Source organism: Streptantibioticus parmotrematis (genome assembly GCF_019890615.1).
Taxonomy (GTDB): domain Bacteria; phylum Actinomycetota; class Actinomycetes; order Streptomycetales; family Streptomycetaceae; genus Streptantibioticus_D; species Streptantibioticus_D parmotrematis.
In genome coordinates, this window is record NZ_JAINVZ010000023.1 from 78310 (window position 1) to 101139 (window position 22830).

Below are 22830 nucleotides of genomic sequence, written 5' to 3' on the forward strand. Positions count from 1 at the left end.
TGACGTGCCGTCAGTGATCGCTTCAGTGCCGTCGCACGAGCGGGAACGGCAGGGTCTCGCGGATCGTCAGGCCGGTCAGGAACATCACCAGCCGGTCGACGCCGATGCCCAGGCCACCGGTGGGCGGCATGGCGTACTCCAGCGCGGTCAGGAAGTCCTCGTCCAGTTCCATCGCCTCCGGGTCGCCGCCTGCGGCCAGCAGGGACTGGGCGGTCAGCCGCCGCCGCTGCTCCACCGGGTTGATCAACTCCGAGTAGGCGGTGCCGAGTTCGGTGCCGAACGCGACCAGGTCCCAGCGTTCGGCGAGCCGGGGGTCGGCGCGGTGCTGGCGGGTGAGCGGGGAGACGTCGGTGGGGAAGTCCTTGTAGAACGTGGGCAGTCGGGTGGGCTCCTCCACCAGCCGCTCGTACATCTCCAGCACGATGTCGCCGCGCCCCATGCCCTTGGCGTACGGCACGTCGGCGCGGTCGCACAGCGCCTTGAGGCGTTTGACGTCGGTGTCGGGGTCGACCTGCTCGCCCAGCGCCTCGGACAGCGCGCCGTGGACCGTCTTGACCGGCCACTCACCCGAGATGTCGTGGTCCACGAGGCGGCCGTCCGCGTCGGCCTTGCGCGCCACGCAGGCGCCGTTGGCGGCCGTGGCGGCGGACTGGATCAGCTCGCGGGTGAGCCGCAACATGGTGTCGTAGTCGGCGAACGCCTGGTAGGCCTCCAGCATGGTGAACTCGGGGTTGTGCTTGTAGGAGGTGCCCTCGTTGCGGAAGGTGCGGCCCAGTTCGAAGACCCGTTCCACGCCGCCCACGCACAGCCGCTTCAGGTACAGCTCGGGGGCGATGCGCAGGTACAGGTCGAGGTCGTAGGCGTTGATGTGGGTGGTGAACGGGCGGGCGTTGGCGCCGCCGTGGACCTGCTGGAGCATCGGGGTCTCGACCTCCAGGTAGCCGCGTTCCAGCAGTCCGGAACGGAGGGCCTGCACGGCGGCGCCGCGGGCCCTGACCACCCGGCGCGCTTCCGGGCGCACCACCAGGTCGAGGTAGCGCTGCCTGACCCGGGCCTCCGGGTCGGTCAGGCCCCGCCGCTTGTCCGGCAGCGGGTGCAGGCACTTGGCGATGAGCCGCCAGGAGGAGACCAGCACCGAGGGTTCGCCGGTGCGGCTGGCGCCGATCTCACCGGTGACCTCCACGTGGTCGCCGAGGTCGGCGTCCTTGGTGAACCGGGTGAGTTCCGCCGCGCCCGACTCGTCGCGGTCCAGCATCACCTGGAGGTCTCCCGACCAGTCGCGCAGCACGGCGAAGACCACGCCGCCGAAGTCGCGGCGCAGCATCAGCCGTCCGGCGACCACCACGTGTTCGCCGGTGCGGTCCCCGGGCGCGAGGGCGGGGTGTGCCGTGCGGACCTGGGCGAGGGTGCGGGTGGGAGCGGCGTCGACCGGGTAGGGCTCGACGCCGTCGGCGATCAGCCTGCGCAGCTTCTCGTGCCGCACCCGCACCTGCTCCGGCAGGCCCGCCAACTCCTCTCCCTCGCCCGGCGGTTGACGCTTGGCCTTGCGTTCGGGGGCGGCCGCGAGGGCGAGGTCCTTCTCGGTGAGCGGCGGCAGCGGCGCGGCGCTGACCGGCGGCCGGACGCCCTGGGGGCGGCGGCGGCCGAGCCGGGGGAAGTCCACGAACCCCTCGGCGATGCCCGCGGCGATGCCGATGCGGGCGAGCATGCGGCCTTCGGCGAAGCACAGGAAGCGCGGGTTCCACTGCGGCTGGTACTTGACGTTGGAGCGGTAGAGCGCCTCCAGTTGCCACCATTTGGAGAAGAACAGCAGCATCCGGCGCCACATCCGCAGCACGGGGCCGGCGCCGATGCGGGCGCCCTCCTCGAAGACGGAACGGAAGACCGCGAAGTTGAGCGAGACCCGCCTGACGCCCAACCTGGCTCCCTGCGCCATGAGTTCGGCGACCATGAACTCCATGATCCCGTTGGGCGCGGAACGGTCGCGGCGCATCACGTCCAGCGAGATGCCGTCGGGTCCCCAGGGCACGAAGGACAGCAGGGCCGCTGTCCCGCCGTCCGCGGTGAGCGCCTCGGCCAGCAGGCAGTCGCCGTCCGCGGGGTCGCCGAGGCGGCCGAGTGCCATCGAGAAGCCGCGTTCGACCTCGGTGTCGCGCCAGTCGTCGGCGAGCTTGACGACCGCGTCCATCTCCTCCTGCGTCAGGTCGCGGTGGCGGCGCATCCGGGTGGTCATCCCGGTGCGGCGCACCCGGTTGACCGCCTGCCGGGTCACCCGCATGTCGCGGCCCGACAGGTCGAAGCGCGCCGGTTCCAGGATCGCCTCGTCGCCCAGTTGCAGGGCGTTGAGCCCGGCCTTGGCGTAGGCCCTGGCGCCGTCCTCGCCGGCGCCCATCACGGCGGGCACCCACGCGTAGGCGCGGGCCAGGTCCAGCCAGGCGCCGATCGCCGCGTTCCACGAGCCACGCTCCCCCACCGGGTCGGAGCTGGCCAGGCACACGCCGGCCTCGACGCGGTAGGTGACGGCCGCGCCGCCGCCGGGCGCGAAGACGACGGCCTTGTCCCGCCGGGTGGCGAAGTAGCCCAGGGAGTCCTGCGAGCCGTCGCGGGCCAGCAGTGCCCGCAGGCGGGCCTCCTCGTCCGGGTGGAGCGCCGCCTGCGCCTTCTGGGAACGGAACAGCACCCGGGCGGCGTTCAGCAGCGCCAGCGCGCCGAACAGGCCGAGGAAGAAGTCGATGGTGTGCGGCGGGCGCCCGGTGAAGTGGCGGGTGCTGGTCAGGCCGCCCAGCACCCGGTTGGCCGACCACAGCAGCCACTGCCGGGCCGGAAGGCCGCCGTGGAAGGCGGCCACCAGCGCCCATCCGGCCAGCACCGCCACCACGAGGCCGAGCAGCAGCACGCCCAGCGCCCGCCAGAACGCGCCGCGCCGCACCCGGGCCGGGAACTGCGCCCGCCCGAGGATCAGCACCGCGAAGACGGCGGCGGTGATGGCGATGGACACCGCGGACTCGGTGACACTGACCATGGTCACCGTCAGCGCCTCGGCGAGCAGCACCAGGCCCACGTAGAAGGTGACCCACCACCAGGCGGCGCGTTTCCTGGCCAGCAGCGCGCCGGACAGCAGCAGCAGGAAGACCGCGTAGGCGAGGTTGGGCGAGGCGGGCACCAGCCAGTCGTCGATGAAGCGCAGCACCGGCGCGAGCAGGTGGCGCAGCGGCGCGATGACGGCGGTGACCGCGCACAGCACGCCCAGGGCGCCGAAGAAGGCGCCGAGCCAGGCCGGGACGCGGGCCAGGAAGCGCTGCCACACCCCGGTTCCCGTGGTGCCCTCGGCGCTGCTCATGGCCCTCCTGGTGTCGTGCCGGGCCCGGGCGCCGCAAGCGCCGGTTCCGCCACGATCCACGGTATCCAGGCCCGCCCGGGTTCGCCCTGCGGAGCACCCGCCGTACGGGGGTGGCCTCGCGACCGGTGCGCTCAGTCCTGGCGGGCCCGGGCGTAGCAGCGGCGCAGCCAGCGGGCCGTCTCCTGCGCGGCCGGCTGGAAGGGCACCCGGCGGTGCAGCACCCTGCGGTTGTCGAAGATGTGGAAGTCGCCCGCCCCGACCAGCACCGACCCGCCCTCCAGCTCGCCGAGGCGCTGCTCGAACCGGGTCAGCGCCCGCACGGCCCGCGTCGTGCGCCCGGTGATCCGGCCGGGCCCGTACCGCACGGCGTCGTGCCCGTCGGGCAGCGTCCACAGCAGCGGCACGGCCTCCCGCGCGGGGCGGTCGCCGTCGGCGGGCGCGTACGACTCGGGCGCGCTGACCGCGAACTCCGGTCGCCGCAGGTCGTCGTGGGTCCAGCGGGGCAGCCCGGCGAGGACCGTGTCCACATCCAGCAGGTCGGTCGGCACCCGCTCCTCGTTGCGCATCCCGTAGAACGACAGGTAGTGCGGTATGGCGTCCGCCGGGCCCGCGCCGTCGTGGTGGTCGAGCACGGAGTCGTCGGTGTGCCAGTCCAGCGGGGCGGTCGAGCCCCAGGAGGTCAGGGCTCCGGCGGAGCCGGGCCGGGGCGCGACGTTGCGCATCAGCCGCCCCTCGTTCTCCCAGCGGTACGCGACCGGCGTCACCCCGAGCAGGCGCAGCAGGCCGAGGTGGACGAGGTTGGGCACGGTCAGCGCGTTCTCGTCGGCGAAGCCGTCCCGCGGGGTGGGCACGAAGTCCCGCGGCCGCGGCAGGTTGCCGACCGTCAGCCAGGGTTCGGGCTCCCGGCGCCAGGCGGTCAGGCGCTCCAGGACGGCGGCCGGAAGGTGGTTGCGCAGGAGCTTGGCGCCCGTCCCGCCGTACGCGCCGGGGTCGTCGTCCGGCAGCAGTCCGTCGACGCCGCCGGGTTCGCGCAGATCCGCCGACAGGGACGCGGTGACGTCGCCGGGGATGATCACGCGCTGCGGCGGAACGTCAGACATGCCGTCAGGTTCTCCTCGTGCGGGGCGCTCGGGTCGTGCTCGACGGTAACCCCGGCCGAATCACGCCCGTCCACGCGGGGTCATTCCTTGAGCAACATCTGAGCTTGCCGGGGAGCGTGTCGCGTGAGCCCGCCGGAGAGCGTGTCGAATGAGCCCGCCGGAGAGCGTGCGGCGTCGCGGGACGGGCCGGCTTCGGCCCGGACCGCTGCGCGCGCGGCTCATCCTCTCGCGCGCAGGCGGCGCAGCATGCGGGCGTCCTCGAAGCCGACCGCGCGGGCCGCGGCCTCCACCGTCGTGCCGTGGCCGATGAGGTGCTCCGCGCGCTCGACCCGCAGCACCTGCTGGTAGCGCAGCGGGGTGAGCCCGGTGGCGGCGGTGAACCGGCGGGTCAGGGTGCGTTCGCTGACCCCGGTCTCGGCGGCCAGCGCGGACAGCCGCAGGGTGCCGGTGAAACGGGCCTCGATGAGGTCCTGGGCGCGGTGCACCGCGTCGCTCAGGTGCGCGCGGTGGCGCAGCATCGCGCCCTCCTGCCGGTCGTCGCCGTTGCGCCGGGCGTAGACCACCATCGAACGGGCGACCCTGGCCGCCGCCGCGGGGCCGTGCCGGACCGCGACGAGGTGCAGGGCGAGGTCGATGCCGCTGGCGATCCCGGCGGAGGTGACGACGCGGTCGTCGGTCACGTAGAGCACGTCGCGCACCAGCTCGGCCCGCGGGTGGCGGCGGGCGAGCTCGTCCTGGATCTCGTGGTGCGTGGTGCACCGCCGTCCGTCCAGCAGGCCCGCGGCGCCCAGCGCCCGTACGCCGGAACAGACACTCGCCACCGTGCCGCCCGCCGCGTGGTGGGCGCGCAGCCGCCGCAGCGCCGCCTCACCGGGCGCCCCGTCCGGCGCCGACGCGCGCCAGCCGGGGACGACCAGCAGGTCGTCGGGGGCGGTGGCGGGCCATGCGACGCGGGCGCGCAGCGGCAGGCCCTGCGCGCTCGGCACGTCCTCCCGCTCGGCCACGTACTCCAGGCGGTAGTCGTGGCCGAGGTCCGCGGCGGTGGAGAACACCTGGGCGGGCCCCGCCAGATTCAGCAGGTGGACCTGCGGCGCGAGCAGGAAGACGACGCGGGGCACGATCCGGTCAGCTCCTCGAGGTCGCCGCGGGCTCGGCCGACGCGCGGGGGCCGGCCAGTTCGTCCACGGTGGCGATGGTGGCGAAGCGCCCGGCCAGCGCGTACTCGGTGCGGGTCAGGATGTCGGCGGTGGACAGGGTGCGCGGGTCGGCGAGGATCTCCTCCAGGGTGCGGCCGGCCGGGGCGTCGCGGTGTTCGCGCGGGGTGGTCGCGGTCGCGTCGATCACGAAGGTGACCTCGTAGCCGAGGTCGGAGGCGAGCCGGGCGGTGGTCTCGCAGCACTGCTCGGTGCGGATGCCGCAGATCGTCAAGGCGCCCACGCCCCGGCTGGTCAGCAGCTGCTGGAGGTTGGTGGTGGTGAAGGCGTTGTGCGAGGTCTTGGTGATCACCGGCTCGCCCTCGCGCTCCCGCAGGCCCTCGATCAGCCGGACGTGGCCGCCGGCGGGGTCGAAGACGGTGCCGCTGCCGGGCTCGCTATGCAGCACCCAGACCACCAGGTCGCCGCGTTCCCGGGCGGCGTCGACGAGACGGGCCGCCTTGGCCGCGACGGCGGGCTCGGAGACGGCCTGCCAGTCGGGCCGCTGCCGGAAGGACTCCTGGACGTCGATGACGACGAGTGCGTTGTTCATGATCCGATCCTGGCCGGTGCGCCGCGTTCCGCGACAGACACCATCATGCCTCGATGCGGAACGATCCGGTCAGCGCCGGGCGGGCGCCCGCGAAGGACCCGGCGGGGTCCTCGGCATTGCGGCGGGCGCCCGGTGGGCAGGCGTTGCACGATGGAGGTGACCCCCAGGAGGTCCCATGGCACTGCACCGCGTCGACCGCGACCGCCAGCAAGCACCCGACGACCTGTACGCCCTGCCCTGGGCGGGCGAGGCGCTGCCGCGCTATCGCATCCCGGACGAGTCGATGGCCGCCCGCACCGCGTTCGGGCTGGTCCACGACGAGCTCGCGCTGGACGGCAACTCCCGGCAGAACCTCGCCACCTTCTGCACCACCTGGGTCGAGCCCGAGGTCAAGGCCATCATGGCCGAGACGCTCGACAAGAACCTGGTGGACAAGGACGAGTACCCGCAGACGGCCGAACTGGAGTCGCGGTGCGTGCACATCCTCGCCGACCTGTGGAACTCGCCTCAGGGCGCGACCACCATGGGGTGTTCCACCACCGGCTCCAGCGAGGCCGCGATGCTGGCGGGCCTGGCGCTGCAACGCCGCTGGCGTGCCCGGCGCCGCGCGGCGGGACAGCCGGCCGACCGGCCCAACCTGGTGTGCGGTCCGGTCCAGGTGTGCTGGGAGAAGTTCGGCCGCTACTTCGACGTCGAGCTGCGGCAGATCCCGTTGCTCAAGGACAGCCTGACGATGCGGCCGGAGCAGCTGGCCGACTACTGCGACGAGAACACCATCGGCGTCGTCACGACACTCGGCGTCACCTTCACCGGCGGGTACGAGCCGGTGGCCGCCGTGGCGCAGGCACTGGACGCACTGCAACGCACCAAGGGTCTCGACATCCCGATGCACGTGGACGCGGCCAGCGGCGGCTTCGTGGCTCCGTTCCTCCAGCCGGACCTGGTGTGGGACTTCAGGCTGGAGCGGGTCAAGAGCATCAACTCCTCCGGCCACAAGTTCGGGCTCGCGCCGCTCGGCGTGGGCTGGGTCGTCTGGCGTGACGCCGCCGAACTCCCCGACGAACTCGTCTTCCACGTCGACTACCTGGGCGGCGACATGCCGACCTTCGCGCTCAACTTCAGCCGTCCCGGCGGCGAGGTGGTCGCGCAGTACTACAACCTGCTGCGGCTGGGGCGTCAGGGGTACCACGACGTGCAGCGGGCGTGCGCCGACACAGCCGTCGAACTCGCCGACGCCGTCGGCGCGTTGGGGCCGTTCACGGTCCTGCACGACGGCAGGACGGGACTGCCGGTGGTGTGCTGGACGATGAAGCCCGAGGACCAGCCGGACAGTTGGACCCTCTACGACCTGTCGGAGCGGCTGCGGATGCGCGGCTGGCAGGTGCCGACCTACCCGCTGCCCGCCGACCGTGACGACATCGTGGTGCAGCGGGTGGTGGTCCGGCACGGCGTCAGCCGGGACCTGGCCACACTGCTGCTGGCGGACATCGAGAAGGCGGTCGCCGAGCTCAACCGCCGTGGCGTCGGCGGGGCGAAGGAGCAGCCGGGCTTCCACCACTGACCGCTCCCCCGGCCCCGCGAGCGGTCAGAACGGGAAGGCGCTGCGGCCGTGCTGGACGGAGATCCACTTGACCGTGGTGAAGGCCTCCACCGTGGCGTCGCCGCCCAGCCGTCCCACGCCGGAGTTCTTCTCGCCGCCGAACGCCACGATCGGCTCGTCGGCGATGGTGCCGTCGTTGACGTGGACCATGCCCGCGTCGATGCGCTGGGCGACGCGCACCCCGCGCTCGGTGTCGGCGGTGTGCACGGCGCCGCTGAGGCCGAACGGCGTGTCGTTGGCGATCCGCACCGCCTCGTCCTCGTCGTCGAACGGGATGACCAGGGCGACCGGGCCGAAGATCTCGGAGGTCAGGATCGGCGCGCCGGCCGGGACCGCGCCCAGCACGGTCGGCTCCATCATGGTGCCGTCCGTACTGCCGCGCAGCAGCGGTGTGGCACCGGCCTCGATGGCGGCGCTGACCTGCGCCTCGATGCTGTCGGCCTGGGTGGAGTTGATCAGCGGGCCGATGTGGGTGGCCGGGTCCTGCGGGTCGCCCACCTTCAGGGTGCGGATCTTGGCGACGAAGCGCTCGCTGAACTCCTTCTCCACCGTGCGGTCGACCAGCACGCGGTTGGCCGCCATGCACACCTGACCCTGGTGGGCGAAGCGGCTGAAGACCGCGGCGTCGACCGCGTAGTCGAGGTCGGCGTCGTCGAGCACGATCAGGGCGCTGTTGCCGCCGAGTTCGAGGACCGTGCGCTTGAAGTGTCCGGCGGCGACCTGGGCGACGTGGCGGCCGACCTTGTCGGAACCGGTGAAGGAGATCACCTTGGGCACCGGGTGCTCGATGAGCGCGTCGCCGATCTCGGCGATGTCGGTGACCACCACGTTGAGCAGCCCGGCGGGCAGACCGGCCTCCTCGAAGATCCTCGCGATCAGGGTGCCGCCGACGATCGGGGTGTTCTGGTGCGGCTTGAGCACCACCCCGTTGCCCAGCGCGAGCGCCGGGGCCACCGACTTCAGCGACAGGAAGAACGGGAAGTTGAACGGGCTGATCACACCCACCACGCCGACCGGCAGCCGGTAGAGGCGGTTCTCCTTGCCGTCCACCGGCGAGGGCAGGATCCGTCCCTCGGCGCGCAGCGCCAGTTGCATCGCCTCGCGCAACATGTCCTTGGACAGGGCGAGTTCGAAGCCCGCCTTCAGGTGGGTGCCGCCGAGTTCCTCGATGATGGTCTCGGTGATCTCCCGCTCGCGCTCCTCGATGACGCGCAGCGCCCGCTCGAAGACCATCCGCCGCTGGTACGGGTTGACCCTGGCCCATTCCCGCTGCGCCCGCTCCGCCGCCCGGTAGGCCTGGTCGACCTCGGCCACGGTGGCGACGGTTATGGCCGCGATCTTCTCACCGTTGTACGGGTTGAAGTCGATGATGTCCCAGGAGCCGCTCCCGGACTTCCATTCACCGTCGATGCACTGGAGCGCCAATTCGGAAGAAAGGGACATGCCATACCTCTCGCGGGGTCGGGGTCGGGCGCGCGGGAATTGTTCTGATGCGGCCTCATAATACGGATTCGGCAAGCGAGTTGACGTCGCGTCACGAGTGGTCGGCGCGCACGGCTCACAGCTCGCGCAGAAGGGAGCGCAGCAGATCCCGGGTGGCTTCCGGGGTGAGGCTGTCGGCGAGGAGGCGGTCCATCACCCTCACGTATTGCGCCACTTCGTCGCGCTTGTCGATGTAGAGCGCGCTGGTGAGCTGTTCCAGATAGACCACGTCGGGCAGATCGGACTCGGGGAATCCCAGGACGGTGAACGCGCCGCTCTCCGCCGCGTGGCCGCCTCGCGCGAACGGCATGACACGCAGGTCCACGCCCGGGTGGTCCGACATCTCCAGCAGCCGTTCCAGTTGTCCGCGCATCGCCGCCCGGCCGCCGAACGGCCTGCGCAGCGCCGCCTCGTCGTGCACCACGGTGAAGCCGGGGCAGCGGTCGCCCGCCAGGATCTTCTGGCGGCGCATGCGCAGGTCCACCCGGCGCGCCACCTCGTCCTGCGAGGCGTTGGGCTGTCCGAGCAGGACGACGCCGCGGGCGTACTCCTCGGTCTGCAACAGGCCGTGGACGAACTGCACCTCGAAGGTGGAGAGGGCGGAGGCCGACTCCTCCAGGCCGACGTACGTCTGGAACCAGCCAGGCAGCACGTCGCCGTAACTGTGCCACCAGCCGGTGACGTTGGCCTCCCGGGCGAGCCCCAGCAGGGCGTCGCGCTCGGCCTGTTCGGTGACACCGTAAAGAGTGAGCAGATCCGCGACGTCGCGTTCCTTGAAGCTCACCCGGCCGAGTTCCATCCGGCTGATCTTGGACTCCGACGCCCGGATCGAGTACCCGGCGTCCTCCCTCGTGACCCCGCGCGACTCCCGCAGCCTGCGCAACTGCGAGCCGAGCAGGATCCGCCGCACCATCGATCCGCCGCCGGGCTGCGTGCCCGCGGACTGATCTGCCGACATTGGATGGCCCCTCCTGACGACGAACAGGCGCAGTCTGCCACCTTCCCCGGCCCCGCGGACCAGCGCTTCACCGGCCGATGGCCGAATCGATGCACGTGAACCTGCGCCTGCATATGCCAAGTTTGCAGATGCACGTGCATCCGCCCTTGCATACGGGAACGGCGTTGGGGACGATGTTCGTCGTGCACACGTCGAACACAGCTCACGACAGCCGAGGTGTCTGCCATGAGGAGTGACGGCCCCAGCGTCCTCGCCCCCTTAAAGGGCGTGGCGCCCGCGACGGACCGGCTGGCGTCCTCGGCGTGCGAACTGCTCGCCCGGTACGAGTCCGTGGCGCAGGCGAGGCGCTTCACCCGGGCCACGCTCGCCGGCTGGGACCTGGCGGAGCTGTTCGACAACGTCGCGCTGGTGACCTCCGAACTGGTCACCAACGCGCTGCGGCACGGCGTCGGGACGGGCACGGGGCCGCACCCGAACGCCGCGCAGACCTCCACCACCGCGCCGGTCCGGCTGAGCCTGGCCCACTGGGCGTCGCGCGTGGTGTGCTCGGTCCGCGATCCCAGCGATCGCGGACCGGTCCCGACCACGCCGGACTTCGCGGCCGAGTCCGGCCGCGGCCTGCACCTGGTCGAGTCGTGCAGCGGGGCCTGGGGATGGCACCCGCTGCCGGGGAGCGGAAAGGTCGTCTGGGCGCTCTTTCCGATACCGGCGCACACCGCCGACTGATCGGAATACGAGCCCGATAACACGGCGGGAATACGGTGAATTCCGCCAAGGGGGCGAGACCGCGCGGGGTCGGGCCGTCAGGTCGCCGGGCGCACCAGATGGTCGAACTCGCCGTCCTTCACACCGAGCAGCAGCGCCTCGATCTCGGCGCGGGTGTATATCAGCGCGGGCCCTTCCGGGAAACGGGAGTTGCGCACCGCCACGTCACCGTCCGGCAGCTTCGCCAACTCCACGCACGTTCCCTGCGAGTTGCTGCGCCGGCTCTTGCACCACACGACGCCCTGGAGTTCGGTGGCAGCCATGCCGTTGTACGTGCGCCGCACTCTCAACCTCCTGGAACGTGCGTTCTCACCGGCGGGAATGATAGCGCGATGCACATGCAGCTGCGCGTGCATCCACCCCGCGCAAATCCGTTCCCATGGGCCGGTTATTGTCGGTCTGACGCAGCGTCAGTCGCGTTCGGCGACGCGCGGGTCCAGGACTCTGCACAGCCGGTAGGCGACCGGCGCGAATCCCAGGCTGGGCCAGTGACCGGCCGAGAGCCGGGAGGCGGTGGGCCAGGTCGCCGCGACCTGGCGGTAGCCCCTGCCGTACGCCCAGGCCAGGGCCGTGGCCAGCAGCACCCTGCTGACGCCCTCGCCGCGCGAGGACGGCTCGACGTACGCCTCCGCCAGTTCGGCGGTCGCCTCCGGGATGAAGGGGCCGGGCGGGGCCGGGGTCAGCACGATCATCCCGGCCTCCTCGCCGCGCCGCACCGCCAGCCACGCGCCGCAGCACGGATCGGCCAGGGCGTCCGCGTACCGCAGGCGCTGGCGGATCAGCACGTCCTCGGGCTGCGGCTGGAACATGCCCGCCTGTCTGCGGTGGGCCGCCGCGTCGGCCGCCATCCGTCCGACCGCCGCGAGGTCGGCGGGTCCGGCGCGGCGGATCGACAGGCCCTCGACACCGCGCGGCTGCCGTCCGGTGGCCCGCACCGGCATCAGGCCGCGCAGCTGTTCCAGTCCGAAGCCCAGCCGGAACCACGCCATCGCCACGGTGTCGTCCGCCGGGAGCCACACGTGGTGCACCAACCGCCCGCGCGCCACCAGGCGTTCGGACACCGCCGCGTACAACTCGCGCAGCACGGCGGTCTCCTGGCCCGGGTGCAGGGCATGGCCGCCGTGTCCCACCAGGGCGCTGCCCGCGTGCCCGTGGTCGTCGGGCCGCTCGTCGCCGAGGCCCTCGGTGGGCGCGGCGATGAGGTATCCCGCCAGCCGGGAGCGGCTGTCGCGGGCCAGCGCGCTCTGTGCGCCGACCGCGCCGAGCAGCGCGGATATCACCGCCTCGCCGTCGTGGTCGGGTGCGGCGGCGCCCCGGCCGCCGACGCCCGCGTACCCGCGGGGTCTGCGCGCTCTGCCGTACCAGCGGTCGAGGAGGGCGGCGGACTCCGGCACGTGCTCGGCCGACATGGGCGCGATGGCGAAGGTCATGGTGGGCCGGACGCTAACGGCCCGGCACCTCGGCCTGCAAGACGTTCCCACGGACCGGGCGCACGGCCAGGTCCGTGCCGAAGCAGCGGCTCAGCGGATCGTCCCGGTACAGCCCGAACTTGGTGATCGGCACGTAGCCGCAGGAGACGTACAGCGCGATGGCCTCCGGCTGCCTGGTGCCGGTCTCCAGCACCATCCGGGAGCGCCCCGCGGCGGCGGCGCTGTCCTCCAGCGCGGCCAGGACCTGCCGGGCGAGGCCGCGTCCGCGCGCCTCGGGGACCACGTACATCCGCTTCAGCTCGGCGTCGCCGTCCTCGTGCCCTTCCGGCGAGGCGTCCTGCGCGCGCCACCCGCCGGTGGCCACCGGCACCCCGTCGAGGTAGGCGACGAGGAAGAGCCCGCGCGGCGGCTCGAAGTCGCCCGGGTCGACCGGGGTCGCGTCGGGGTCGCCGTACCGCTCCACGTACTCCTGCTGCACCCGTGCCGTCAGCAGCACCGCGTCCGGGTGGTCGTAGCGCACGTGTCGTATCTCCACCCCGGCAGGGTACGGGACGGCCGGCCCACCCCGTCGTGACCTGCGGCCGGGGCGGGCATCGGCGCGCGGGTCCCGTAGGCTGCCGGGGCTGTCGTGCCGATCGGAGGATGCCCGTGCTGACCGTGTCGTCGGTGAACGTCAACGGATTGCGTGCCGCCGCCAGGAAGGGCTTCGTGCCGTGGCTGGCGGGGACCGCGGCCGACGTGGTGTGCCTGCAGGAGGTGCGGGCCGAGGCCGCGCAGCTGCCCGACGGGGTGCGGGAGCCGGACGGCTGGTACGCGGTGCACGCCCCGGCGGCGGCGAAGGGCCGGGCGGGCGTCGCGCTCTACACCCGGCGCGAGCCCGAGCGGGTGCGGGTGGGATTCGGCTCGGACGAGTTCGACACCTCGGGCCGCTACGTCGAGGCGGACCTGCCGGGCCTGACCGTCGCCAGCCTCTACCTGCCCTCCGGAGAGGTGGGCACCGAGCGACAGGCGGAGAAGGACCGGTTTTGCAAGGAATTCGCCGTCCATCTGGGCGAGTTGAAGGCGCGGGCCGAGGCGGCCGGGCGTGAGGTGCTGGTCTGCGGCGACTGGAACATCGCGCACCGCGAGGCGGACCTGAAGAACTGGCGGGCCAACACGCGCAACGCCGGATTCCTCCCGGAGGAGCGCGCCTGGCTGTCCGGTGTCTTCGACGGGACCGGCTACGTGGACGTGGTGCGCGCCCTGCACCCGCAGGCCACCGGGCCGTACTCGTGGTGGTCTTACCGGGGCAGGGCGTTCGACAACGACGCGGGGTGGCGCATCGACTACCACGTGGCGACGCCGGGCCTGGCCGCGCGGGCGGTCGAGGCGGTGGTGGAGCAGGCGGCCACGCACGCCGAGCGCTGGTCGGACCACGCGCCGGTGACGGTCACGTACCGCGTCTGACGGCCGGGCCCCCGCCCCGTCTTCCGGGGGACGGGCCCGGGTCAGCCACGCCTTCGGGGGACGGGACCGGGTCAGCCGCGTTCGAAGCGGGTCACCAGCTCCTGCTTGCCGAACATCCTGGCGGTGTCCAGCGCCGACGGCGTGCCCGCGAGCGGATCGGCGCCGCCGTCCAGCAGCGCGGTGACCACCGCGTCCTCCCCCTTGAAGACCGCCCCGGCCAGGGGGGTCTGGCCCCGGTCGTTGGCCCGGTCGGGGTCCGCGCCGCGCGCCAGCAGGGCGGCGACCGTCTCCGCGTGGCCGTGGTAGGCGGCGAGCATCAGCAGCGTGTCACCGCGGTCGTTGTGCAGGTTGGCCGGCACGCCCGCGTCCACGTAGGCGGCAAGGGTGTCGGTGGTGCCCTGCCGGGCGAGGTCGAAGACCTTGGCGGCGAGCTGGATGACCTCGGGGTCGTGCGCGGGCTCGGACTCGGGGCCTACCCCCGGGGTGGAGTGCGTCATGGCGCCTCACCCTATGCGGGCACGCGGTCCGGCGCACCCGTCGAGCCGCCCGGGACGGCTCTCCCGCCACCCCGGTGAACAGTCCGAGTAATCACCCGAATGACCCCTTTAACCGTTTATTACTTTTTGCGATCGTGGTGACACTCATGGTGACCGTCCCTAGCCCACAGGAGAACCCATGATCCTGACCATCTCCGGCGTCGTCCTGCTCGGCATCATCGCCTTCCTGTTCTTCCGCAAGGACGGGCTCAAGGTCTCGCACGCCATCGTCTGCTCGCTGTTCGGCTTCTACCTCGCCGGGACCGCCATCGCGCCGAGCATCAAGGCGGGCGGCGCCAGCCTGGCAAGCATGCTCGGCGGGATCAAGATCTAGCCCGAGCCGGCCGGCAGCCGGTCCACCGCCGGCTGCGACGGGACGGCCTTCCCTCCCGCAGGGCCCGGACCGGGGCGTCCCGCTCCGGGCCCCGATCCCCCGCCCCCGCACCTTCTGGAGCACTCGTGGCCCGGCGACCCCTCCCCAGCATCCTGACCAACAGGGCCCGGCCGTCGCTGGCCCGCGGGCGAGACGTCGCCCGGGCCGCGCGGTCCGCGGCCGAAGGCGCCGGGGACGTCCTCCAGCCGGTCCTGACGATCGGCCGCGGGCTGCGGCACCATCTGGCGTGGGCCCGCGACTGGTGGAAGGCGGCGCCCAAGGACAAGCGGGGCCCCGCGCTGCTGCTGGTGGCGACGGGGGTCGCCGTGGTCGCGCTGATGCCGTACGGGCCGCTGCTTGCCGTGATCGGGCTGATGGGATCGGCGGGGTGGGCGGGCCGGGACCGCACCCCGCCGGAGCCGGAGGGGCCGGACCCGGTCGAGGCCGCCAAGCTCAAGGCGCTCTACGAGGCGCTGGTGCCCTACCTGTCGGACCCGAACGACCCGGCACCGCTCTACGCGCACGACGGCGACTGGCAGCAGGCGTTCGCCTCCCACGTCTTCGAGGAGGGGCGGCTGACGCGTCTGCGGCTGCGCTACCCCGCCTACTTCACCGACGGCGAGCCCGCCTCACGGGCCCGCGTCGAACGGCTGCTGCACGCCAAGGCCGGGCGCGGCAGGGAGTACCGCTTCGACTGGGACGAGGAGGACAACCACCTCACCCTCACCGCGCTCCCGCCGCTGGCCACCGGAATCGGCGCGCAGCGGTTCGTCACGGCGCCGGGCGAGACCGTCCTCGGCTTCACCGACGACCTGCACGTGCGGCGCACCATCCCGGTGCGCGACGGCGACCGCAGCCGGAACGCGCCACCGGTGGTGTGGCGCACCGGCCCGCGCTCCACGGAGCCGCACCTGCTCGCCCTGGGCCGGGCCGGCAGCGGCACCACCACGCTGCTGCGGTCGCTGGCCCTCCAGGCGCTGCACCACGGCGACGTGGTCGTGGTGGACGGAGCGGGGACCGGGGACTACGCGTTCCTGGCCGGGCGGCCGGGCGTGCTCGCCGTCGAGAGCGGACTCGCCGGGACGCTCGCGGTGCTGGAGTGGGCCGCGCACGAGACCCAGCGGCGGCTGATCGCCGTCAACCGGGCCCGGCAGGCGGGACGTCCGGCGCCCGAAGACTGCCGCCGGCCGCTGTGGGTGCTGGCCGACCGGCCGACCGCGCTCAGCCAGCTCGCCCAGGTCGAGGGCCGTCCCGACCCGCAGGAACTGCTGGAGACCCCGCTGCTGCACGGACGCGCCGCAGGCGTGACGGTGGCGATCGCGGACGCCCTGGACGCGGCGGACGCGCTGGGCGCGACGGTACGCGGACACACCCGGGCCCGCGTGGTGCTGGGCCCGGCCGGGGCCGACCAGGTGGAGGCGGTCCTCGGCGTGCCGCCGCACACCACGCCGTCCGGGGAGACGCCCGCGGGGCGCGGCTACGCCCGGCTGGGCGACGGTCCGGTGCACCGGCTCCAGGTGCCGGCCACGCCCGACCCGCACGACGAGGAGACCGAGGACGGCCACCGCAGAGCGGTGCTGGCCCTGCTGCCGACGACGCCCGCGGCGGTGAGCATGACGAAGGCCGCTCCGGTGGACATGACCAAGGCGTCCCCGGTGGACATGACGAAGGCGTCGTCCGGGGATCTGGCCGAGGCGCCCGCGATGCGGCTCGCCGCGCCCGATCCGGCGAAGGCGCCGCGGCGGGAGACCGTCGACGTGACGGAGGGCTGACCTGGGGCTCAGGCCACCAGCGACGCCGCCGCGGACTGGAGGCCGAACGCCGGGCCGCCCGCGCGGACCGCCTCGGCCGCCCGCTCCAGCCGGGCCACCGCTTCGTCGGCCACCGTCGCCTGGGCGCTGAACGGCAGCCGGATGTAGCCCTCGAAGGCGCCGTCCACGCCGAACCTCGGCCCGGAGGGCACCCGCACCCCGAACTGCTCCCCCGCGACCGCCAGCCGCGAACCGGAGACGTCGCCGGTGCGCACCCACATCGTCAGCCCGCCCGCCGGGACCTCGAACTCCCAGTCCGGCACCCGGCGGCGCAGCGCGTCCACCAGCGCGTCGCGGTTGGCCCTGGCCTGCTCACGCCGGAGGTCCAGGGCGCGCCCCCAGCCCTCGCCACGCAGCAGCCAGGCCACCGCGAGCTGTTCGACGACCGGTGAGCCGAGGTCGAGGTAGGCGCGGGCGGCGACCATGTGCCGTACGACCTCGGGCGCGGCACGTACCCAGCCGATCCGCATGCCCGCCCAGAAGGTCTTGCTGGCCGAGCCCACGGTCAGCACGGTGCCGCCGCCCTTGTCGAACGAGGCGAGCGGGCGCGGCATGCCGCCCACCGGGTCGATGGCCAGTTCCGCCATCGTCTCGTCGGCGACCAGCACCACGCCGGAGGCGCGTGCCGCCTCGACCAGTTCCCGGCGCTGCTCGTCGCCGATCAGGACGCCGGTGGGGTTGTGGAAGTCGGGGATGACGTACGCCATGCGCGGCGCGGCGTCGCGCAGTACGCGCCGCCAGGCGGCCAGGTCCCATCCGGCGGCACCGTCCGCCATGGCGACCGGCACGATGCGCGCGCCGTTCTCCCGCAGCAGTTGCAGCACGTTGGCATAGCTGGGCGACTCGACCGCGATGCGCTCGCCGGGTCCGGCCAGCAGCCGGGAGGCGGCGGCGACCGCGCCCATCGCGCCGGTGGTCACCATGATCTGCTCGGGCATCGTCGGCACGCCGCGCGCGGTGTAGTGGTCGGCGATCGCCTCGCGCAGCGTCGGCAGGCCCGCGGGGTAGTCGCCGTGGGTGGCGGCGTAGCCGGGCAGTTCGGGCAGGGCGCCCTCGATGGCCCGGGTCAGCCACGGCTCGGGCGCGGGCAGCGCGGCGCAGCCCAGGTCGATGACGGAGGCGGCGGTCTCCGGCGGCAGCGGTTCGAGACCTCCGGCGGGCACCGGGCGGCCGTCCGGGACGGCGGTCCAACTGCCCGCTCCCCTGCGGGACTTGACGAAGCCCTCGGCGCGCAGCGCTTCGTAGGCGGCGGCGACGGTGGTCCGGCTGACGCCCAGCGCGACGGCGAGTTCGCGCTCGGCGGGCAGCCGGGCGGCGACCGGTACGCGGCCTTCGAGCACCAACAGCCGTACCCGCTCGGCGAGTCCGCGGTACGCGGGCACCCGTCGGCCGTTGTCGCGGGCGGCGGCCTCGTCCTGCGGCGCGAGCAGCCGTGCCAGTTGGGCGGCTCCCACGGTGGCACTCCACTGAGTCATGCGAACCAGTCCACCTTCCCCGGATTGGCCGTGGAATTGGACCGCGACCTGCGTCCAGAGTGGCATGCGATCAGCCGGTCTCACCAGGGGGTGCCCGTTTTGCCCGTTACACCCGCTCCAGCCGACCCGTCCACCGCACCGACGCCGAGCCACCCGCCGGTCCACTCGTCGGCCCGTCCCCGGCGCGTCGGCCCGCCGGACCGCGCGTCCACGCGGCGCGTCGCCCGGCGGCTGGTCCACCTCTACGTGGGCCTGGTGCTGTACGGCGTGAGCGACGCGCTGCTGGTGCGCGCCGGGCTCGGCCTCGACCCGTGGGACGTGCTGCACCAGGGCCTCGCCCGGCACACCGGGATCGGCATCGGCACGGTGTCGATCATCGTGGGCGCGCTGGTGCTGCTGCTGTGGTGGCCGATGCGCCAGCGGCCCGGACTCGGCACGGTCTCCAACGTCTTCGTGGTCGGCCTGTCGATGACCGCGACGCTCGACCTGGTGCCCGCCCCGCACGCCCTCGCGGTCCGCGTGCCGCTGCTCGCCGCGGCGATCGCGCTCAACGGAGTGGCCACCGGCCTGTACATCTCCGCGCGCTTCGGCCCCGGGCCCCGCGACGGCCTGATGACGGGCCTGCACCGGCGCACCGGGCGTTCCCTGCGGCTGGTGCGCACCTGCATCGAGGTGACCGTCCTGGTCGCCGGTTTCGTGCTCGGCGGCTCGGTGGGCGTCGGCACGCTCGCGTACGCCCTGGCGATCGGACCGCTGGCCCAGCTGTTCCTGCGGGTCTTCGCGCTGCCCGGGGGCGGGACGCGTCATGACGTCGGCCACACGGATGATCACGCGTGACGCGATCAGGTCATACTGCCTGCGTGACGCACCCCTACCTCGACCATCCGGGCCCGATCGCCTTCGCCCACCGCGGCGGTGCGGCGGACGGCCTGGAGAACACCGTGACCGCCTTCCGCCGCGCGGTGGACCTGGGCTACCGCTACCTGGAGACGGACGTGCATGCCACGTCGGACGGCACGCTGGTGGCCCTGCACGACGCGACGCTGGACCGGGTGACCGACGGCAAGGGCGCGATCGCCGACCTGCCGTGGCGCGAGGTGCGCAGGGCGAAGGTGGCGGGCCGCGAACCGGTGCCCCTGTTCGCCGACCTGCTGGAGGAGTTCCCCGGCGCCCGGTTCAACATCGACGTCAAGGCGCCCGGCGCGATCGCCCCGCTGGTGGAGGCGATCCGCGCGGCGGACGCCTGGGACCGGGTGTGCGTCGGCTCGTTCTCGCAGGCCCGCCTGGACGCGGTGCGGCGGCTGGCCGGGCCCCGGCTGGCGACCTCGATGGGGGTGCGCGAGGTGCTGGCGCTGCGGCTGCGCAGCCCCTTCGAGCGGTCGGTGCCGGATCCGGCGCGGGCGGCGGTGCCGGGCCGGGCGGTCTGCGTGCAGGTGCCGGACCGGTCGGGGCCGGTGGCGGTGGTCGACCGGCGCTTCCTGCGTGCCGCGCGTCACAGGGGCTTGCAGGTTCACGTGTGGACGGTGAACGATCGCGACCGGATGTCGGCGCTGCTGGACCTGGGCGTCGATGGCATCATGACCGATCACATCGAGACGCTGCGCGCCGTGCTGGCCGAGCGAGGGGCCTGGCCGGATCCGGTCTGAGCGCGCCCCCGCCCGCCCTGGGCGGCGCGGACGACGGGGACCGACGAGGGGACAGCGTGGGCTCGCGCGAGAAGGACACCACGGCTGTGACGGCCGTGGCCGACGACGCCTCCGGCACGGATGCCGGGACCGGCGTCCACGCGACGACGCCGGATCCGGCGCGGCGGCGCGAGCAGCGCGCGTGGTACGTCTACGACTTCGCCGTCACCGTCTTCTCGACCAGCGTGCTGACGGTCTTCCTCGGCCCGTACCTCACCGACATCACCAACGCCGCGGCCGACGCGCACGGCTTCGTCCATCCGCTGGGCATCCCGGTGCGCGCGGGGGCGTACTTCGCCTACGCCGTCTCCGCCTCCGTGCTGCTGTCGGTGTTCGTGATGCCGCTGGCGGGCGCGATCGCCGACCGGACCGGGCGCAAGAAGCCGGTGATGGGACTGTTCGCCTACATCGGCGCCGCCGCCACCGCGGGCATGTTCTTCCTGCACGGTGACCGCTATCTGCTGGGCGGCCTGCTGCTGGTCGTCGCCAACGTCAGCTACAGCACGTCCATCGTCGTCTACAACGCTTACCTGCCGCAGATCGCCGAGCCGCACGAACGCGACGCGGTCTCCTCGCGCGGCTGGGCCTCCGGCTACGTGGCCGGGGCGGGGATGCTCGTCGTCAACCTCGCGCTCTTCCTGGACCACGACGCGTTCGGGCTGACGAAGACCACGGCCGTGCGGCTGTGCCTGGCCTCGGCCGGGGTGTGGTGGGCGATCTGGACGCTGGTGCCGCTGATCGGGCTGCGCGACCGCCCCGTGACGCGGACGGCCGATTCCGCGGGGGTCGGGCAGGGCTTCCGGCAACTGGCCGAAACCGTGCGGGACTTGCGGCGCTATCCGCTGACGCTGAGCTTCCTGCTCGCCTACCTGATCTACAACGACGGCGTGCAGACGGTGATCTCGCAGGCCTCGCTGTACGGCTCCGAGCAACTGAAGCTGGGCCAGACGACGTTGATCGCGGCCGTGCTGCTGGTGCAGGTGCTGGCGGTGGCCGGGGCGCTGCTGCTGGGCCGGCTGGCCCGGCGCTTCGGCGCCAAGCGCACGGTGCTGGGCTCACTGGTGGCCTGGACGGCCACCGTGGGCATCGGATACTTCCTGCCCGCGGGGCAGCCGATCGGGTTCTTCGTGCTGGCGGCGGCGATCGGCATGGTGCTGGGCGGCAGCCAGGCGCTGTCGCGTTCGCTCTTCTCGCACCTGGTGCCGGTCGGCAAGGAAGCGGAGTACTTCGCGGTGTACCAGGTGAGCGACCGGGGCACGAGTTGGCTTGGGCCCCTGATGTTCGGGCTCGCGTTCCAGCTGACCGGGAGCTACCGGGTGGCCATCGTGTCCCTGGTGGTGTTCTTCGCGGTCGGTTTCGTGCTGCTGGCGCGGGTGCCGGTGGCACGCGCGGTGGCGGCCACCGGTCGCCCGGTGCCGGATGTGATTTAGGTCCTGGGGCTCGGGGCGGGTAGTGTACGCCGTTGGCCAGGCGGATGGACCGTTACTGCGCGCTGACGATACGAAAACGACGGGTGATATCTCCTGTCAGATGTGACAAAACGGGCGGCGACGGGTACAAAATGGGGCGGCGCGAAAGAGACAGGCGGCGCGCAGCGCCTCCGGCGGGCCCATGTTCCGATTTCGGGAATCTTCACCGCCGGCCGGACGTTGACCGGATGACGACGACAGCGACACCTGTCCTGTGGGCGACAAGCCCGGGAGGCACGATTCATGAGTGAGCGAGCTCTCCGCGGCACGCGACTCGGGGCCACCAGCTACGAGACCGACCGCGGCATCGATCTGGCCCCGCGCCAGACGGTGGAGTACGCATGCCAGAACGGCCATCGATTCGAGATGCCGTTCTCTATGGAGGCTGAGATTCCGCCGGAGTGGGAGTGCCGCGCCTGCGGTGCTCAGGCTCTTCTGGTGGACGGAGAGGGCCCCGAGGAGAAGAAGACCAAGCCCGCGCGCACGCACTGGGACATGCTCATGGAGCGTCGCACGCGGGAGGAGCTGGAGGAGGTGCTGGCCGAGCGGCTGGCGGTCCTGCGCTCCGGTGGGATGAACATCGCGGTGCATCCGCGCGACAACCGCAAGACGGCATAACCAGCGCGAAGCGCCCCAGGGCGGCGAGCGACGCGAACGGGCCGGCGACCACGCGAGAGCGTGGCGTCAGGCCCGTTCGCGTGCGTGCGTTTCGCGCTGCGCGCGGCTCTTTGGGGTGCCTCGTGCGGCGGTCGGGGGCTGGATGGCGCCCTGCGGCTGCGCTGCGCGCGGGACGGACGGCTGCCGCCGCCGGTCGTGAGGGCGCGGGCGACGCCGCCGCTCCGCGGCGCGCGGGACGGACGGCTGCCAGCTGCGTTCGTGTGGGCGCGGGTGGTCGTCAGAGCGCCGGGGGGCGCGGGAGCGCCGAGGCGGGCAGGGTCCTTGCCGCGCTGCTCCGGGGCCGGGTCCCTGTCGCGCCGCCATCGGGCGCGCGTCCGTCGCACCATGTCTCCGCTGCGGGCGCCGCTAGCGCGGCAGCCTGCCCCACGGCGGGCTGTCCTGGGCGCCGTCGGATTGTGCGCCGGAGGGGTGGTCGTCGTGGACCACCTCGCCCGGGACCACCTTGCCGTCCGGCATGTGCATCCTCGCCTGCTGGAAGGCGTCGCCGAACGAGCCGGGCGGGTACTGGCGGGCGCCGAGCCTGCGGGTCAGCGCGCCCGCCCCGGCGGCCAGCAGCTTGCGGGTCGGCGGGAAGAGGTACAGCAGCCCGACCGCGTCGGAGACGAAGCCGGGGACCATCAGCAGCAGTCCGCCCAGCATCGCCAGGCCCGCGCCGCCCGCGTGCGAACCGGGTACCGCCTCCCCGGACCGGGCGGAGGCGGTCAGGCTCTGCCAGGCCCGGCGGCCGGCCCGCTTGACCGCGATGCCGCCGAGCACCAGGCCCGCCAGCAGGAGCAGCAGCACGGTGCCGCCCCCGATGGCGTGGGCCACCACGATCAGCAGCCAGATCTCCAGCACCGCCCACACCGCCGCCGTCAGCAGGACGGCGGTGCGGACGCGGGAGCGGCCCTGGGGCCGCCGCTGGCGGGTGCGGGGATCAGGCGTGCCGGAGGTCAT

General features: G+C 73.2%; 21 protein-coding genes. 9 read left to right on the plus strand and 12 right to left on the minus strand.

Annotation, left to right across the window (positions count from 1 at the left end; genetic code table 11):
- Positions 1–22: 22 nt before the first annotated feature.
- The 4 genes from lysX to K7472_RS26375 all read right to left on the minus strand — a co-directional run bounded on the left by lysX (position 23) and on the right by K7472_RS26375 (position 6186).
- Entirely contained in the window at positions 23–3340 is a 3318-nt protein-coding gene (gene lysX, locus K7472_RS26360; RefSeq protein ID WP_222981060.1) for a bifunctional lysylphosphatidylglycerol synthetase/lysine--tRNA ligase LysX, read from the minus strand.
- Positions 3341–3471: 131 nt separating this feature from the next.
- Entirely contained in the window at positions 3472–4440 is a 969-nt protein-coding gene (locus tag K7472_RS26365) for a TauD/TfdA family dioxygenase (RefSeq protein ID WP_222981061.1), read from the minus strand.
- A gap of 218 nt (positions 4441–4658) precedes the next feature.
- The gene (locus tag K7472_RS26370) at positions 4659–5558 is read right to left on the minus strand and encodes a GlxA family transcriptional regulator (protein WP_222981062.1); all 900 of its coding nucleotides are present in this window, start codon (positions 5556–5558) and stop codon (positions 4659–4661) included.
- A 7-nt stretch (positions 5559–5565) separates the two neighbouring features.
- The gene (locus K7472_RS26375) at positions 5566–6186 is read right to left on the minus strand and encodes a cysteine hydrolase family protein (RefSeq protein ID WP_222981063.1); all 621 of its coding nucleotides are present in this window, start codon (positions 6184–6186) and stop codon (positions 5566–5568) included.
- Positions 6187–6361: 175 nt separating this feature from the next.
- Between K7472_RS26375 and gad the strand changes: the two genes are divergently transcribed.
- Positions 6362–7747, plus strand: coding sequence for a glutamate decarboxylase (gene gad, locus K7472_RS26380; protein WP_222981064.1), 1386 nt, complete (start codon positions 6362–6364; stop codon positions 7745–7747).
- Positions 7748–7771: 24 nt separating this feature from the next.
- Here gad and K7472_RS26385 read toward each other — a convergent pair whose 3' ends face one another.
- Complete coding sequence (locus tag K7472_RS26385) at positions 7772–9229, minus strand: aldehyde dehydrogenase family protein (protein ID WP_222981065.1); 1458 nt, start codon at positions 9227–9229, stop codon at positions 7772–7774.
- A 115-nt stretch (positions 9230–9344) separates the two neighbouring features.
- Positions 9345–10226 carry a Sco1979 family transcriptional regulator gene (locus K7472_RS26390; protein WP_222981066.1) on the minus strand — a complete coding sequence of 294 codons (882 nt, stop codon included), beginning with the start codon at positions 10224–10226 and terminating at the stop codon, positions 9345–9347.
- 225 nt (positions 10227–10451) lie between these two features.
- Here K7472_RS26390 and K7472_RS26395 point away from each other — a divergent pair, with 225 nt between their 5' ends.
- Positions 10452–10952, plus strand: coding sequence for an ATP-binding protein (locus K7472_RS26395; RefSeq protein ID WP_222981067.1), 501 nt, complete (start codon positions 10452–10454; stop codon positions 10950–10952).
- A gap of 77 nt (positions 10953–11029) precedes the next feature.
- Here K7472_RS26395 and K7472_RS26400 read toward each other — a convergent pair whose 3' ends face one another.
- The 3 genes from K7472_RS26400 to K7472_RS26410 form a co-directional block, all read right to left on the minus strand.
- Positions 11030–11275: a DUF397 domain-containing protein gene (locus K7472_RS26400; protein WP_222981068.1), complete on the minus strand. Its 246-nt coding sequence runs from the start codon at positions 11273–11275 to the stop codon at positions 11030–11032.
- A gap of 126 nt (positions 11276–11401) precedes the next feature.
- Complete coding sequence (locus K7472_RS26405) at positions 11402–12421, minus strand: GNAT family N-acetyltransferase (protein ID WP_222981069.1); 1020 nt, start codon at positions 12419–12421, stop codon at positions 11402–11404.
- 13 nt (positions 12422–12434) lie between these two features.
- A complete protein-coding gene (locus K7472_RS26410) occupies positions 12435–12956 on the minus strand; it encodes a GNAT family N-acetyltransferase (RefSeq protein WP_222981070.1) in 522 nt (173 codons plus the stop codon).
- Positions 12957–13069: 113 nt separating this feature from the next.
- On the opposite strand from K7472_RS26410, the gene K7472_RS26415 reads away from it, so the two are divergent.
- Positions 13070–13867: an exodeoxyribonuclease III gene (locus K7472_RS26415; protein ID WP_372458078.1), complete on the plus strand. Its 798-nt coding sequence runs from the start codon at positions 13070–13072 to the stop codon at positions 13865–13867.
- 71 nt (positions 13868–13938) lie between these two features.
- Here K7472_RS26415 and K7472_RS26420 read toward each other — a convergent pair whose 3' ends face one another.
- On the minus strand, positions 13939–14364 hold the full coding sequence (locus K7472_RS26420) for an ankyrin repeat domain-containing protein (protein ID WP_222981072.1): 426 nt from the start codon (positions 14362–14364) through the stop codon (positions 13939–13941).
- Between the two features lie 178 nt (positions 14365–14542).
- Here K7472_RS26420 and K7472_RS26425 point away from each other — a divergent pair, with 178 nt between their 5' ends.
- Both K7472_RS26425 and K7472_RS26430 read left to right on the plus strand, forming a co-directional pair.
- Positions 14543–14737 carry a hypothetical protein gene (locus K7472_RS26425; RefSeq protein WP_109454264.1) on the plus strand — a complete coding sequence of 65 codons (195 nt, stop codon included), beginning with the start codon at positions 14543–14545 and terminating at the stop codon, positions 14735–14737.
- Between the two features lie 125 nt (positions 14738–14862).
- Entirely contained in the window at positions 14863–16548 is a 1686-nt protein-coding gene (locus K7472_RS26430; RefSeq protein WP_222981073.1) for a hypothetical protein, read from the plus strand.
- Between the two features lie 8 nt (positions 16549–16556).
- On the opposite strand, the gene yczR is transcribed toward K7472_RS26430, so the two are convergent.
- Positions 16557–18062: a MocR-like transcription factor YczR gene (gene yczR / locus K7472_RS26435; protein WP_222981074.1), complete on the minus strand. Its 1506-nt coding sequence runs from the start codon at positions 18060–18062 to the stop codon at positions 16557–16559.
- Positions 18063–18293: 231 nt separating this feature from the next.
- Between yczR and yczE the strand changes: the two genes are divergently transcribed.
- The 4 genes from yczE to K7472_RS26455 all read left to right on the plus strand — a co-directional run bounded on the left by yczE (position 18294) and on the right by K7472_RS26455 (position 21834).
- Positions 18294–18899 (plus strand): membrane protein YczE, encoded by a 606-nt coding sequence (gene yczE / locus K7472_RS26440; RefSeq protein ID WP_222981103.1) that lies wholly within the window; start codon positions 18294–18296, stop codon positions 18897–18899.
- 23 nt (positions 18900–18922) lie between these two features.
- Positions 18923–19708 (plus strand): glycerophosphodiester phosphodiesterase family protein, encoded by a 786-nt coding sequence (locus K7472_RS26445; RefSeq protein WP_222981075.1) that lies wholly within the window; start codon positions 18923–18925, stop codon positions 19706–19708.
- A gap of 95 nt (positions 19709–19803) precedes the next feature.
- Positions 19804–21177, plus strand: coding sequence for an MFS transporter (locus tag K7472_RS26450; RefSeq protein WP_222981104.1), 1374 nt, complete (start codon positions 19804–19806; stop codon positions 21175–21177).
- A gap of 282 nt (positions 21178–21459) precedes the next feature.
- A complete protein-coding gene (locus tag K7472_RS26455) occupies positions 21460–21834 on the plus strand; it encodes an RNA polymerase-binding protein RbpA (RefSeq protein WP_109454260.1) in 375 nt (124 codons plus the stop codon).
- Between the two features lie 405 nt (positions 21835–22239).
- Here K7472_RS26455 and fxsA read toward each other — a convergent pair whose 3' ends face one another.
- Positions 22240–22830, minus strand: coding sequence for an FxsA family membrane protein (fxsA, locus tag K7472_RS26460; RefSeq protein WP_222981076.1), 591 nt, complete (start codon positions 22828–22830; stop codon positions 22240–22242).